The sequence below is a fragment of the Dialister succinatiphilus YIT 11850 genome (genome assembly GCF_000242435.1).
Classification (GTDB): domain Bacteria; phylum Bacillota; class Negativicutes; order Veillonellales; family Dialisteraceae; genus Dialister; species Dialister succinatiphilus.
The window spans coordinates 239,498-253,152 of record NZ_JH591188.1 but is presented as its reverse complement, the minus strand read 5'-3'; the positions used below and the strand labels follow the sequence as shown (position 1 = coordinate 253,152).

Below are 13,655 nucleotides of genomic sequence, written 5' to 3'. Positions count from 1 at the left end.
CTCCTTTTATGATGTACCCAGAGCCGGTCTGCCGTTTCTCCATGCTTCGTTAATCACGGCCGCCATGTCCTGCTTGGCCCGCCAGTCCCCATGCAGGCCGTCTAATGCCAGGGACGGAGGCATGACCTCCATTCCCTCAAAGGGGGCCGCCGTATCAATATGCTTCCTGGTTCTGATAAAATCATTCACCCTGCGGAAAGAGGTCTGCCAGTCCTCCGCCGTAGGTTCCTGAAAGGCTCTGGCAATGGAGGCGGGGTTGATGGGAGGCAGCGTGAGAAATACAGGGGTTATGCCGTGGGCATAGCTCATCATTTCCAGCGTTTCCAGGTCATGAATCACCTCTTCCGCCGGAACGCCGGCGCGAAGGCTGTTGGTCCCTCCCATGATGAGCACTGTGCGCAGATGAAAGGGGACTACATCCTTTTCAAACCGCTCCACCATCATGGCACTGGTGTCGCCGCTTTGAGACAGATTCACCACTGGAAAAGACAGATAGGATTCATAGCTGTAGGCCCTGTCCGCCGGACTGAAGGACAGGTGGCCTCCGCCATGGCTGATACTGTCACCAAAGACTCCCACTGTCCAGCCATGTACATCCAGTGTCCTTTTCTGGGGAAGGCTCCAGATGCCTACCGGATGACCCTCCCGGTCCAGTCCCCGCACCCTCCAGTAATACGTTCCTTTCCTGGGTGCCGGATCATAGAGATCAGTGAGCGTAGTGACCCCTGCATAAACGCGATACCGGGAAGGGGCATATCCATCTTCATTTTCCGGATACCGGCTGGTCACTTCTACTTCGTAGGAATCTGCTCCAGGAATACCGATGTAGGAATATACGGGATACAGAAGGGCTGCTCCCTTCTCCCCTTCGTCATAGGGACGGGGAAGCGGCGCATAGCGATGAATGGGGACCAGGGCCCCTTCCAGCCGGCGAGGCGCTGAAAAAGGCCCTGCCGGATTCCCGTCCAAATCAAAGGGTCTCACCCTCCAGTACAGATGATCCTTTGTCTCTGCCTTCAAGGGAAGCGCCGAAGAAGAAACCATAATGCCCGGCACATACACCTTCGGCACATGGTACACCGCCTTTCCGGAAGGCTGCTCTTCATCCCAGGCCCCCTCTTCTTCTGCAATTTCCAGCTCATAACCGACGGCATCGACATTTTCATCCCAGGAAAGGAAATACATATCCCCTTCCTTGATTCCGGAATTTTCTTCCTGGTGATACACCGATGCATGGAGCTCCCGGGAATGTCCATAGTAAAAAGGAACTTTCTCTGCATTCATAACCATTGGAAGAGCTGCCAGCAGCAGTCCGGCAATCAAACAAATTCCTGTCCTTTTCATGGCAGATTCCTCCTTTGTCTCTTTCTTCCTATGCCATCCAGAGGGGGGGCTCTTTCGTCCCTCTCATCCTTTCTGCCCATATTCTAATATAGAAAGATTTGAATATCCAATAGTTATAGGCAATGTTCTCCTATGCCTTGTAAGCATGGGATGCCCCCCTGTTTCTGATAAGAGCGTTCTGTTATCAGGCCGTTGAATCCTTAGACCCAAAGGCCCGATGATCTTTACCACAGGGCTTCGCCTCTCCATAAAATATTTCCCACTCCCCCTTCCCCCTTGTGCTATAATATGAGAAGCGACTATGGAACGGCTTTTTTATTTTTTACATACATAATATTTACCATTATTTTTCTGCTTATTTCAAAAACATAGGCACCAAACAATTGAATAGGAGGATTTGAATCTTGGCAAAAGCTAGATTACAGATTATTCCCCTGGGAGGTCTTGGGGAAATTGGAAAGAACATGACTGTCTTCCGTTACGGCGACGAAATTATCGTAATTGATGCAGGCATGGCCTTTCCGGAAGAAGATATGCTGGGAATTGATATTGTCATTCCCGATTTCAGTTATTTAATCGAAAACAAGGATAAGATCAAAGCCATTCTGATTACCCATGGTCACGAAGATCACATCGGCTCTCTGTCTTATCTTTTAAGGGATGTATCGGCGCCGGTCTATGCCACCCGCCTCACCTGCGGCCTCATTGAAGGCAAGCTGAAGGAAGCCCATATTTCCAATTATGATTTACACGTAGTCAAATCTGGAGATGAATTCAAAGCCGGTTCGTTTAAATTCGGATTCTTCCATGTCTGCCATTCCATTCCTGATTCCTGCGGCATTTACCTGCGTACCCCCATCGGTACCATCGTCCACACCGGCGATTTCAAGTTCGATCACTCCCCGGTAGACGGCGAACAGACCGATATGTACAAGCTGGCCGAACTGGGCCATCGGGGCGTGCTGGTGCTCTGCGCCGACTCCACCAATGCCCAGAACCCCGGCTACACACCGTCGGAAGCCGTGGTCACCCGTTCCCTCATGGAAGCCTACGGCGAAGCAAGGGGCCGTATCATTCTGGCCACCTTCGCATCCAACGTATCCCGTATCCAGATGGCTGTGGATGCCGCCGTCCATTACAAGCGCAAAGTCTGCGTCTTCGGCCGCTCCATGGTGAATGTAGTGAATATCGCCCTGGAAATGGGCTACCTCACGGCGCCGGAAGGCACCTTCATCGAACCGGAAGAAATCAACCGGTACCGGGATGACCGTCTCTGCATTCTCACCACCGGCAGCCAGGGCGAACCGATGGCAGGGCTGTCCCGTATGGCTGACGGCAGCCACCGGCAGGTCACCATTCACGCCGGCGATACGGTCATTATCTCCGCCTCCCCTATTCCCGGCAATGAAACAAGCGTAGGCCGCACCATCGACAGCCTGATGAAACTGGGTGCCCATGTGGTAACCAGTGCCACCACCAGGGTCCATGTATCAGGCCACGGCTCCCAGGAAGATCTGAAAACCATGCTTTCCCTGGTACACCCGAAATTCTTCATCCCTGTGCACGGCGAATACCGCATGCTCTGCAGTCATGCAGAACTGGCTGAAAGCCTGGGCGTCAAGAAACAGAACATCCTCATCGGCGAAAACGGCTCTGTTTTCGAATTCACCAACCGCAGCGCCAAGATCAACGGCAAAGTACAGGCAGGCCCTGTATTCGTTGACGGCCTGGGCGTAGGGGATGTAGGAAATATCGTCATCCGCGACCGCCAGCAGCTGGCCCAGGACGGCGTAGTCATCGTAGTCATTGCACTGGAAAAAGGAAGCAACCAGGTCCTGGCAGGTCCGGATATCGTTTCCCGCGGATTCGTCTATGTACGGGACAGCGAAGCCCTGCTTACGGAAGCCCGGGACCGCATCGAATCGGTACTGGACCGCTGCGAAGCCGGCAATGTGACCGAATGGAATGCCATCAAAACCCAGATCCGCGATACCCTGGGCAAGTATTTCTACGACCGCACCAAACGGCGCCCCATGATTCTTCCCATTATCCAGGAAGTGAAATAACCATCACCACTCCCCGCCCTGCCATGGGCGGGGATTTTTGTAACAAACCCTTTCCTGCCGGCATGCTCCGCCATGGTGCCGCGCCGGACAGGAAACCTATTGAATTCCCAAGGAGCCCTGCCATGATTACCATTTTCCCTACCTTCTTTCCCTCCTTTGCCTGTAAGGCGGACAAATGCCGCCACACCTGCTGCCAGAAATGGGAAATCGATATTGATGAAGACACGGCCGAAACATACAGGCACACCCCCGGTCCTCTGGGCGATGAACTCCACGCATGGATTACCACCGGCGACGAAGGCAGCGCCTGCTTCCGGCTGAACCATCAGGGATACTGCCATTTTCTGAATGAAAAAGGGCTCTGCCGGCTCATTCTGGAAATGGGACCTTCCAGTCTCTGCCAGATCTGCCGGGACCATCCCCGGTTCTACAAATTTACCTATGACAGCCAAAGGGAAGAAGACGTAACCCTTGCCGGTACAGGGCTGGCCTGCGAAGAAACGGTGGAACAGCTTCTGGCGGAAGAAGGAGAAATGGTTTTTGCGGTGAAGGGAGAAAAAGGACTCCTTTCCTTTGAAGACCTGCTGAGCCGCCTCTCCCTCTCCCTGCCCCGCCGCCTTCTTCATGTCCATCCTTCTTTCCAAAAAGACCAGGTGCACCAGGTGCTGCAGCTTTTGGAGGAGACAAATCCCATTGACCGGGAGTGGACAGAATCCCTGTCCTTCATGGAAAACCATGAAGAAGAACTCAGCCGGAAAGCAGGACGTCTCGCAGAAAACCTGCCGCCCCATTTCCTTACCAATCTGTACCGGTACATTTTCTACCGCCAGCTGGATGAATGCGAGGCCTACGACATAGAAGATGCCGCCTGCTACAGCAGCGAAAGCGTGACTTTCATCCTTCTGGAATATGCCAGAACAGGAAATCTCATCCGCTCTGTCACCCGATGGTCTGAACAGGTGGAATATGATACGGAAAATGTGTACATTCTTCTGGACAACATTTGGACACACCTGCGGAGTGAGGGTTCATAGGGCTCAAAAGGGAAGGTTCTTAAGATTGACCGGCCCTATGGGCCGGAGGGTTCTTAAGTTTGATGGCCTTTCAGGCCAAGGGTTGTGGTATCGCCCTCTTGGGCGATTGCTTATAAAGTCAGCGTTACGGGATTGGCTTTATGGGTCATATGGCATGATACGCATGCTGGTGATAGACTCACTGCGTTCACCACCAAAGGGGGAAACTGCGGAATGGTACATGAAATATATGACTCTCTGTTTTTCCTCTCCATAATTCTCGTTTCCCCTTGAGGGGAATGCCTCGAAGAGGCAAAGGGTGTACAAGGCAGTGCGCCGATTTGACACCCCATCGTTATCCTGACCGCCAATCGGCGGCCTGTGTCATTTTTGTTTCTTACCCTTGGACACACCTTCAGTGTGAGGGTTCAGAAGGTTCAAAAGGTTCAGAGGGTGGCGGTGGCGGCTTCGCCGCAGATTTTAAAAATGGGATAGAAAAAAGACTGTGAAAAATGATTTACATGTTTCACAGTCTTTTTTGCTGCCTTTTTCAGGTCAAGCGGATTCTATTATTCTCCCATTTCCTGGAGTACATGGGCGCAGCGGGCGCAGACATGGGGATGAGCGGCATCACTTCCCACATCGGGGGTCCGTTTCCAGCAGCGTTCGCATTTTTCCAGGGTGCATACGGCTACGGAGCACTTCACGGTGCCTTCTTCATTGGAAGCTGCGCCTTCCGGTGCTTTTTCGGTGCCTTCTTCAATCTTTGCCTGGGATACGAGGCAGAAGTCGGCCAGTTCTTTTTCCATGTCCTTCAGCACCTGGAATTCATCGCCGTCGGCGTAGACGGTGACTTCAGCGTCCAGCGGATGGCCGATGGTCTTGGCCTGTCTGGCTTCTTCCAGCGCTTTGGTGACTACGCTTCTGACAGCCAGCCGTTTCTTCCACTTTTCGTCCAGTGCTTCATCCAGATATTTCTCATTGGCTTTCGGCATGTCTGCCATATGGACAGACCATTCTCTTTCTTCCTTATTCGGGAGAGCCTGCCATACTTCTTCGGAGGTGAAGCAGAGAACCGGTGCCACCAAACGTACCAGGGTGGTAAGGATTTCATACATGGCGGTCTGGGCGCTTCTTCTCAGTTTGCCGTCCGCCTTTTCGGTGTAGAGGCGGTCCTTCAGAATATCCAGGTAAATGGAGGACAGGTCGACGGTGCAGAAGTTGTGCACTGCATGGTACATCACATGGAACTGGTAGTCGTCATAGGCTTTGAGAACCGTTTCCTTCACCTGTTCCAGGCGGAGCAGTGCCCAGCGGTCCAGTTCTTCCATATCTTCATAGGCTACGCTGTCTTTCTTCGGATCGAAGTCATAGAGGTTGCCCAGGAGGTAGCGGAAGGTATTTCTGATTTTCCGGTATACGTCGCTCATGGCCTTGATGATCTTGTCGGAGAGGCGTACATCGCCCTGGTAGTCCACGGAGGAAATCCAGAGGCGCATTACGTCGGCGCCGTACTTGTTAATCACATCCTGGGGAGCCACTACGTTGCCTACGGATTTACTCATCTTGCGGCCTTCTCCGTCCATGGTGAAGCCGTGGGTGAGGACTGCCTTGTAGGGGGCATAGCCGTTGACGGCAACGGAGCAGAGGAGGGAGGAATGGAACCAGCCGCGGTGCTGGTCGGAGCCTTCCAGATAAAGGTCGCAGGGATATTTCACGCCTTCCCATTCCTTGTGGGGATAGCGGAGGACGCCGTTCCAGGTGGAGCCGGAGTCAAACCATACGTCCATAATGTCCTTTTCCTTGTGGAAATGGGTGCCGCCGCAGTGGGGGCATTTGAAGCCTTCCGGCAGCAGTTCTTCTGCACTGTGGGCCCACCATGCATCGGTGCCTTCTTTTTCCACGATTTCTTCCACTTTCTTCATGGTTTCCGGTGTGATCACCCATTTGCCGCAGTCATCGCAGTAGAAGGCAGGAATCGGCACGCCCCAGGAACGCTGACGGGAAATGCACCAGTCCTGACGGTCGCGAATCATGTTGTACAGACGGTCATGGCCCCAGGAAGGAATGAAACGGGTGTCGTCTACGGCTTTCAGTGCTTTGTCTCTGAAATCATTGATAGATGCAAACCACTGTTCTGTAGCTCTGTAGATAATGGGGTTCTTGCAGCGCCAGCAGTGTGCATACTGATGGTGAATGGATTTCTTGCCCAGCAGCATGCCTGCATGAGCGAGAGCGGAAATGACAGGGCCTTCTGCTTCCCAGATGGTCTTGCCTTCCAGGCCCAGACCGGCTTCCGCGGTCATATGGCCCTTTTCATCCACCGGGCAGATGATGGGCAGATCCAGCTTGCCCTTATTTCTGTAGTCCTGGCACACTTCAAAGTCGTCGACACCATGTCCCGGAGCGGTATGAACGCAGCCGGTGCCGGCATCCAGGGTGACATGGTTGCCTTCCAGCACGTAAGCCAGACGGTCCAGCAGGGGATGATGGAAAGTAGCCAGTTCCCATTCAGCGCCGGTCATTTCACGGCCCACAAATTCATAATCTTCTACTTTGCATTCTTCCAGCGCCTTCGGTGCCAGTTCCTTGTTCATGAGGTAGTATTCATCGGCTGCCTTGTTATGTACCCATACATAGGTGAACTTCGGGTTCACGCAGATGGCTTCATTGGCAGGAATGGTCCAGGGAGTGGTGGTCCAGATGACGGCAAAGAGCTTGTCCTTCGGCACCCCTTCAGGAGCAAGGCCCTTCAGGTCCACTGCCGGGAATTTGACATAAATGGAAGGAGACTTTCTGTCTTTATATTCGATTTCTGCTTCGGCCAGAGCGGTTTCGCAGTGGGGGCACCAGTATACAGCCTTCTTGCCTTTGTAAATGTAGCCCTTGTTGGCCATTTCGCCGAAAACTTCCAGTTCCTTGGCTTCCAGATGGGGATCAAAGGTGACATAGGGATTGGCAAAATCGCCCACCACGCCCATACGGATGAAATCGGCCTTCTGGATGGCAATCCATTTCTTGGCATAGGCCAGGCATTTTCTGCGAAGTTCCAGAGGAGTCATGTTGGCCCGGTCTTCGCCGGAATCCTTCAGTACCGCATATTCGATAGGAAGTCCGTGGGTATCCCAGCCGGGGATATAGTTGGCTTCATAGCCGGCCATATGCTTGTAGCGGACAATGATATCCTTCAGTGTCTTGTTCAGTGCATGGCCGATATGAATCTTGCCATTGGCATAAGGAGGTCCATCATGAAGAACAAAGGTCGGTGCGCCGTCCTTTCTTCTCTTTTCCTGTCTGGCATGATAGAGGTCATGTTCCTGCCAGAAATCCACAAAGCCCGGTTCCTTCTTCGGCAGATTGCCGCGCATGGGGAAATCCGTCTGCGGCAGATGTAAAGTCTTGCTGTAATCCATTTCAATTCCTCCTATGGAAATCAGAAATTTCCAAAATAAAAAATTCCCGCCCGCAAGGGGCGAGAATTCATTTCCCGTGGTACCACCCTCATGACCTTCCGGCCACTTGGTACAGTTAACGATGTCCCGTCAGGGCTTTTCTTCCCTGAAGCTCCGAAGTGATCCTCCCGCAGGCTGAACGCTCCCTTTCACCAGACGGAAGCTCTCTTTGGAATCAATCCATGCGAAACGTCTTCATCCACGCTTGTCAGTATTTTTATATTTTACTTATCATAAAGCCATAAGTCAAGGGGATTTTAAAAAAGACGCGCCTTTGTGGCGCGAGGGTTCAGAGGGTTCAGAGGGTTCAGAGGGTTCAGAGGGTTCAGAAGGTTCAGAGGGTTCAAAGGGTGGCGGATTGCCCTTCGGGCGTGAAGGTTCTTAGGATTGACCGGCCTGAGGGCCGGAGGGTTCTTAAGTTTGACGGCCTTTCAGGCCGAGGGTTGTGGTATCGCCCTTACGGGCGATGAGTATTATAATGCCGCCTTTCGGCGGTCACGTCCACATCGAGTATCATAATCATTCTTACCACCGTCCACCCCTTCGCCACTTCGTGGCCCTCTTCCCCTAAAGGGGACGCAAGAACGTTACGGGATTGGCTTTCTGTGCCACAGGGCTTGATTGGCATTCTGGTGATTAGCCGCTACGCGGCTCCCCCTTATCCGGCTGCGCCGGACTTTCCCCCATCCGGGGGACAGAATAAAACACCTCGAAGCCTCGCTTCGTAAGCGGCTCTACAGTAAGCACGGGTTATTGTGCCACCTCGAAGAGGGGGAAAGGTGGTGGCGCCAGCCACCAAAGGGGGATTGCATTTCCTCGCCCGCAGGGCGGTTGTATGGTTTTCGCCGCCAAAGGCGGTATAAAAAATGGCGCCCGAAAGGGCGCCGTACTCCTCCAGCGGAGCGGTACTATATACCTCCCGAGGGCGGAGCCCTCAACCCGCCTGTAAGGCGAAGCCGATCACAGGCAGAACCCTGGCAGCCCAGGGCCGAAAGGCCCGGCGGCTGGCTCAACCCTCACGCCCGTAAGGGCGTGTCAACCTTCGGGAATACAGCTTCCCGAAGGTTCCTCCCAAAAGCCCATGGTTTTCGCCGCCACAGGCGTGTCCAATACCTCCAACGCCCTTATGTATCTTCGTCCTGGTTGATGACCCGGTTCTTTGTCTTCATGAAATTCGGTGCCACCAGGACCACCAGCACCAGGGCCATGAGGGCGTAAATGCCGAAGGTTCCCAGGAAACGGTAGGCCATGGACAGGGCCATGCCTACCACGTTGAAGTCGAAATCGCCGAAGGTGGTATTTTTGAAGCCCAGTCCTTCAAATACAGGAATGAGAAGGGCGGCGGCAAAGGTGATGAGGAGGCCGTTGGTGAAGGCCCCCAGTGCGGCGCCCCGGCGGCCGCCGGTGGCATTTCCGAAAATGCCGGCAGCAGCGCCGCAGAAGAAGTGGGCCACCAGACCGGGAACGATGAGAACGCCGCCTGCAAAGCCCAGGAGGAGCATGCCCAGTACGCCGCCGACGAAGGAGGACACAAAGCCCAGCACCACCGCTGTAGGAGCATAGTTGAAGAAAGCCACGCAGTCCACTGCAGGTACCGCATTGGGAATCACCTTTTCCGATACCCCTTTGAAAGCAGGGATGAGGTCGCCCAGCATCATGTTGATGCCGCTGCTTACCACCGCCACGCCTACGGCAAATTCAAGGCCCGCCATGATGGCGAAGATGACCGGGGACATGCCGTGGGAAATTGTGGATACATAGTCCGGGCCGGCGGCAAAGGCAGCCAGCAGGAAAAAGACAATCATGGTGAGGGCGGTGGACACGTTGGTATCCTTCAGGAAAGCCCACTTTTCCGGGATTTCCATGGATTCGATATTATCCTCCGCCTTGCCGGCCTTAGAACCTACCCAGGCGGAAATATAGTACGCCAGACTGCCGAAGTGGCCCAGGGCGATGTGGTCGCCGTGGGTGACGCGGTTCGTATATTTCTGGCCAATGGCCGGTGATATGGAACTCCAGGCCCCCAGAAGGAACCCCCCCGCCAGCACCAGTTCCACGCCGGAAAGGCCGATGGTACCCAGTACGGCAGACAGAAGGCAGGCCATGAAGAAGCTGTGATGCACCGTGAGGAACACATACTTGAATTTCGTAAGCCGGGCAATGACCAGGTTCATCATGAGCCCTGCCACCAGGATAAACATGGTTTCCGTGCCCAGAAGGCGGGAAGCGGAAGCTACGATGGCTTCATTGCTGGGCACTACGCCGGTGATATGGAAGCCTTCATGAATCATCTGCCCCAGGGGCTCCAGATTGGCCACAATGATATTGGCTCCGGCCATCATCATGATATAGCCCAGAACCGGCCGAAGGGTTCCTGTCAGTACCTTGTGAAAAGGCTTCCGAAGAGCCATGAGGCCGATAAAAGAAAACAGCCCCACAATCAGCGCCGGCTGCTTCACCACATCCATCAAAACATCCAGAATTCCCATGCCTTACCTCTCTGCTTTCCTATAGAGACAATCAAATAAAACAAATTTGATTTTACGCTTTTCTATCAGGGCCGTCAAGAAAAAAGAAAACGAAAGTTTCTTGAGATGGAAGGCCCGGGACAAGGCCATTTCCAAAGCCCCTGTCTGCAAAAAGAGCTTTTCCGGATATGTCCTTTCACCGCTTTCCATGCAGTCCTGGACATCCCCTGCCCTGCTGCCCTTCCCGAAGAAAATGCCGGATAGTCAATCATTCTAATCATATACTTATCATTCCGTATATAAATTCATAAATCTGTAAATCTATGGTTCCCTGATTCCTATCTTTTTCTTTTTCTATTTACTTATCTGTATCTAATGAAAAATTGATGCGGAAATAATTTAATTTGCCCCATAGCCTTTATATACCAGAACATTTATGATAGATTTGTACATTATAGACTATCCTATTCGAGTGTTATAAAAAATAAATGTACCTTAATCCATAACAATCTTTTATTGCAAATATTTTAAGAGATGAATTTTTATTCATGAAGGAGCTTTTATGACCCAGGAGTCATTGACTTATACAGCCATTCTGGAGCACGTCATGGATGGCATGCCCGGCGGTGTTCTTATGTACCGGGCTGATGAAAAGGAAGAGATTCTCTATGCCAATTCCTGGCTGATTCATATGTTCGGCTGCCATGATATGGACGATTTCATGGCTGTCACCGGCGGATCTTTCAAAAGTCTGGTCCACCCCCGGGATGTGGAGAAGGTGGAGAAGGATATAGAGCGCCAGATTTCTTCCGGAACCAATGTATTTGATTACGTCAACTACCGCATCTTCACAAAGGAGGGAACGGAAAAGACGGTAGAGGAGTTCGGCCATCTAATTCATGTACCCGGTGGCCGAACTCCTCCACCCGCCTGAGAGAACCGTCCTTTCGGACAATGCGGTAATTGACGAAATCCAGCTTTTCCGGACTGCCGGAAATCTGGTCCCGGATATCCTTATCTACCCGGCACCGGTCCTCCGGATGCACCAGGGTCACAAAAGAACCGCCGGTGGTCTCAATGAAATCTTCAAAGGAAGAACAGCCAAACATACGGATCATCCAGGGATTGGCATATAAAATTGTCTACTCCCCATCATCGCGGTAAATCAGAATCCCGCCGGGCAGATTTCTATCCAGCTGCGAAAGCAGCGTACCCGTTTCATCTATCCCTGACAAAATCAATCACCGTTCCTTTGGTATAGGATATTCACTGACCGGAAGAACCCGGAAATATTCGATAGCCCCCAGGGACTTATCACCACTGAAAAGAGGCTCTGTATGCACCAGAACGGGCACCCGCTTCCCTGCCTTGTTCTTCAGGAAAACCGGCTGTTCCCGGGACTGGCCGTCAAAAATGGTAGACATCATGGGGCAGAAATCATGGCATAAATGAAGGCCCGTGCTGTCGATATGATCCAGGCCGCCGTTGAAACAGTGCTTTCCCAGCATCTCCTCGCTGCTATAGCCGGTAATATGTTCCGCTCCCTGACTCCAGAATATGATTTTCCGCTCCCCATCCAGCACGTACATGCCAAAGGGCGCTTCATCCACCATCTTCCGGAGCAGATCCACCATTTCTATATCCACGCTTCTTTACTCCCTCGATATATTTATAAATATCAATCTCACAATATGATACACCTGTCACTAATAGCATAATTCCACTGAGACAAAAAATCTATCATAATCTATTACAACCGGTAGTCATGCTCCCTATGGACATGTCCTGCCGACATGAGGGTTTGGCGCCTTCGGACCGGATGTCATCATTGTCCGCCCCGCCTTTGCCTCAACCAGAGGACTCAGCAAAGAGGAAAAGCGCTCCCTTGCCGGAACCTATCTGGACATGGGCATCCGCTTCTATCAGGGCGCCTGCAGAAATGACGCCAAGGCCCTGGCCTTTTTCCGGGAAGCAGACAGACTGGGCCACATGAAGGCAGGACGCTGGATCGGACTTCTCTATGCCAATGGAAAAGGGGTGCCCCGGGATTTCAAAAAAGCCGCCAGCTGGTATAAAAAATCAGCAGACAAAGGCGATATCACCGCCACCTGGCTCTTAGGCGAGCTCTATGAAAAAGGAGAAGGCCTTTCCCAAAGCTATGAAAAAACCTTCTCCCTCTACCAGCGGGCCGCAGAGCGCACCGACATCATCGGCGCCCCTGCCATGACAAGGCTGGGACGGCTCTATGAAAAGGGTCTAGGCTGCCCGAAGGATACAGCCAAAGCCGAAGAGCTGTACCAAAAAGCGGCGGAGGCAGGCTATGAAGAAGCCAAAGCCGACCTGGCCCGGCTTCATGGATGAAATCGAAGCAGTGAAAAAAGCACCGGCTTTTACCGATGCTTCTTTCACTGCTTTCTTTTTTCAGGGAAGCGGAAGTCCCAAACCTCACAGCGCGGCGCTGCTTTGCCTTCCTGCTTAAGGAGATGAAACAGCGTAAGACTCCCTTACGCCGCAGGCCGGAATGATCCACCGCTCTCCAAAGGGCAAACCGCCGGAAATCTCCCCGGTGCCAGATATAGGATTTTCTGCCTTCCTTTATCCCACGCAAAAAACTCCTGATTCGTCCCATGCTGATGCGCGGTAGGGCTCAGGCGTTCAGCTTCGATGAATCGGCCAGGGGCAGCCGCCTAAGCGGAATATCTGTGTCGTCAAGGAAGAACTGGTATAGCCATTTGCCACCAGGATGTCTGGCAGGTCATCTTCAGGAGTTTTTACAGGTTGTTTTCGACGCGTCAGAGAGATCTGATTCATATGAGGAAGTTCTTCCCGTCTCCATCACCTGTCCCTTGATAAGGTGTGTGCACGTAACAGGCAGGGAGGCGGGCGCCCCTTCCGGGCCCTTTCAGTTCTCTCTGTCTATATAATCCCTTTAAAGGAGGAAAGTTCTCATGGAAAGAGGAAATCTCAGGGCCCTGCACCCCGCTTCTCATATGCCTTTCCTGCCTTCCAGCCCATTTGCAGCGTCTCACTGTCTGACTCCCCCTTCCTTTACCTTTCTTTTACAGGAATGTTATATAATAAGACTCAAACTTCGCAGGTAAAAATCCCCTGCACCCCTTGAAAGTCCAGGCTTTGTAAACAGAAAAATAGCATGAGTCTTGCCAGTTTGGTATAATTATGTTGGCTCAAAAACATACCAAGCACCGGAGGCTCATGCTATGAAAAGTATATCACAAACCACCCAGCAGATGGAATCCATCTCGAAGAAAACTTCGGCGTTCTTCCGTCGTTATCATGTCGGCCAGATTCTGC

10 protein-coding genes are annotated in these 13,655 nt (G+C 52.5%); 5 read left to right on the top strand and 5 right to left on the bottom strand.

What is annotated here, in order from left to right; all coding sequences use genetic code 11:
- Positions 1–6: 6 nt before the first annotated feature.
- The gene (locus HMPREF9453_RS06495; RefSeq protein ID WP_008859763.1) at positions 7–1,344 is read right to left on the bottom strand and encodes a GDSL-type esterase/lipase family protein; all 1,338 of its coding nucleotides are present in this window, start codon (positions 1,342–1,344) and stop codon (positions 7–9) included.
- Positions 1,345–1,745: 401 nt separating this feature from the next.
- Between HMPREF9453_RS06495 and HMPREF9453_RS06490 the strand changes: the two genes are divergently transcribed.
- Entirely contained in the window at positions 1,746–3,410 is a 1,665-nt protein-coding gene (locus HMPREF9453_RS06490; protein WP_262359549.1) for a ribonuclease J, read from the top strand.
- A gap of 23 nt (positions 3,411–3,433) precedes the next feature.
- A complete protein-coding gene (gene fliB, locus HMPREF9453_RS06485) occupies positions 3,434–4,444 on the top strand; it encodes a flagellin lysine-N-methylase (RefSeq protein WP_187368059.1) in 1,011 nt (336 codons plus the stop codon).
- A 548-nt stretch (positions 4,445–4,992) separates the two neighbouring features.
- Here fliB and ileS read toward each other — a convergent pair.
- Both ileS and HMPREF9453_RS06475 read right to left on the bottom strand, forming a co-directional pair.
- Positions 4,993–7,836 (bottom strand): isoleucine--tRNA ligase, encoded by a 2,844-nt coding sequence (gene ileS / locus HMPREF9453_RS06480; protein ID WP_008859760.1) that lies wholly within the window; start codon positions 7,834–7,836, stop codon positions 4,993–4,995.
- Positions 7,837–8,999: 1,163 nt separating this feature from the next.
- Positions 9,000–10,364 carry a PTS ascorbate transporter subunit IIC gene (locus tag HMPREF9453_RS06475; protein ID WP_008859759.1) on the bottom strand — a complete coding sequence of 455 codons (1,365 nt, stop codon included), beginning with the start codon at positions 10,362–10,364 and terminating at the stop codon, positions 9,000–9,002.
- Between the two features lie 541 nt (positions 10,365–10,905).
- Between HMPREF9453_RS06475 and HMPREF9453_RS06465 the strand changes: the two genes are divergently transcribed.
- On the top strand, positions 10,906–11,277 hold the full coding sequence (locus HMPREF9453_RS06465; RefSeq protein ID WP_008859758.1) for a PAS domain-containing protein: 372 nt from the start codon (positions 10,906–10,908) through the stop codon (positions 11,275–11,277).
- Here HMPREF9453_RS06465 and HMPREF9453_RS12400 read toward each other — a convergent pair.
- On the bottom strand, positions 11,192–11,452 hold the full coding sequence (locus tag HMPREF9453_RS12400) for a PAS domain-containing protein (protein ID WP_008859757.1): 261 nt from the start codon (positions 11,450–11,452) through the stop codon (positions 11,192–11,194). The genes HMPREF9453_RS06465 and HMPREF9453_RS12400 overlap by 86 nt on opposite strands.
- 132 nt (positions 11,453–11,584) lie before the next feature.
- Positions 11,585–11,989, bottom strand: coding sequence for a PAS domain S-box protein (locus HMPREF9453_RS06455; RefSeq protein WP_198004147.1), 405 nt, complete (start codon positions 11,987–11,989; stop codon positions 11,585–11,587).
- A 259-nt stretch (positions 11,990–12,248) separates the two neighbouring features.
- On the opposite strand from HMPREF9453_RS06455, the gene HMPREF9453_RS06450 reads away from it, so the two are divergent.
- Both HMPREF9453_RS06450 and HMPREF9453_RS12275 read left to right on the top strand, forming a co-directional pair.
- The gene (locus tag HMPREF9453_RS06450) at positions 12,249–12,704 is read left to right on the top strand and encodes a tetratricopeptide repeat protein (RefSeq protein WP_008859755.1); all 456 of its coding nucleotides are present in this window, start codon (positions 12,249–12,251) and stop codon (positions 12,702–12,704) included.
- A complete protein-coding gene (locus HMPREF9453_RS12275; protein WP_008859754.1) occupies positions 12,664–12,822 on the top strand; it encodes a hypothetical protein in 159 nt (52 codons plus the stop codon). Before HMPREF9453_RS06450 ends, HMPREF9453_RS12275 begins: the two co-directional genes overlap by 41 nt.
- Positions 12,823–13,655: the final 833 nt, after the last annotated feature.

Bases quoted from the DNA above. Each gene is read 5' to 3' on its own strand.
- fliB (WP_187368059.1), top strand. From the start codon at position 3,434: ATGGGCGGGGATTTTTGTAACAAACCCTTTCCTGCCGGCATGCTCCGC.
- HMPREF9453_RS06475 (WP_008859759.1), bottom strand. From the start codon at position 10,364: ATGGGAATTCTGGATGTTTTGATGGATGTGGTGAAGCAGCCGGCGCTG.
- ileS (WP_008859760.1), bottom strand. From the start codon at position 7,836: ATGGATTACAGCAAGACTTTACATCTGCCGCAGACGGATTTCCCCATG.
- HMPREF9453_RS06465 (WP_008859758.1), top strand. From the start codon at position 10,906: ATGACCCAGGAGTCATTGACTTATACAGCCATTCTGGAGCACGTCATG.
- HMPREF9453_RS12275 (WP_008859754.1), top strand. From the start codon at position 12,664: ATGAAGAAGCCAAAGCCGACCTGGCCCGGCTTCATGGATGAAATCGAA.
- HMPREF9453_RS06450 (WP_008859755.1), top strand. From the start codon at position 12,249: ATGGGCATCCGCTTCTATCAGGGCGCCTGCAGAAATGACGCCAAGGCC.
- HMPREF9453_RS12400 (WP_008859757.1), bottom strand. From the start codon at position 11,452: ATGTTTGGCTGTTCTTCCTTTGAAGATTTCATTGAGACCACCGGCGGT.
- HMPREF9453_RS06495 (WP_008859763.1), bottom strand. From the start codon at position 1,344: ATGAAAAGGACAGGAATTTGTTTGATTGCCGGACTGCTGCTGGCAGCT.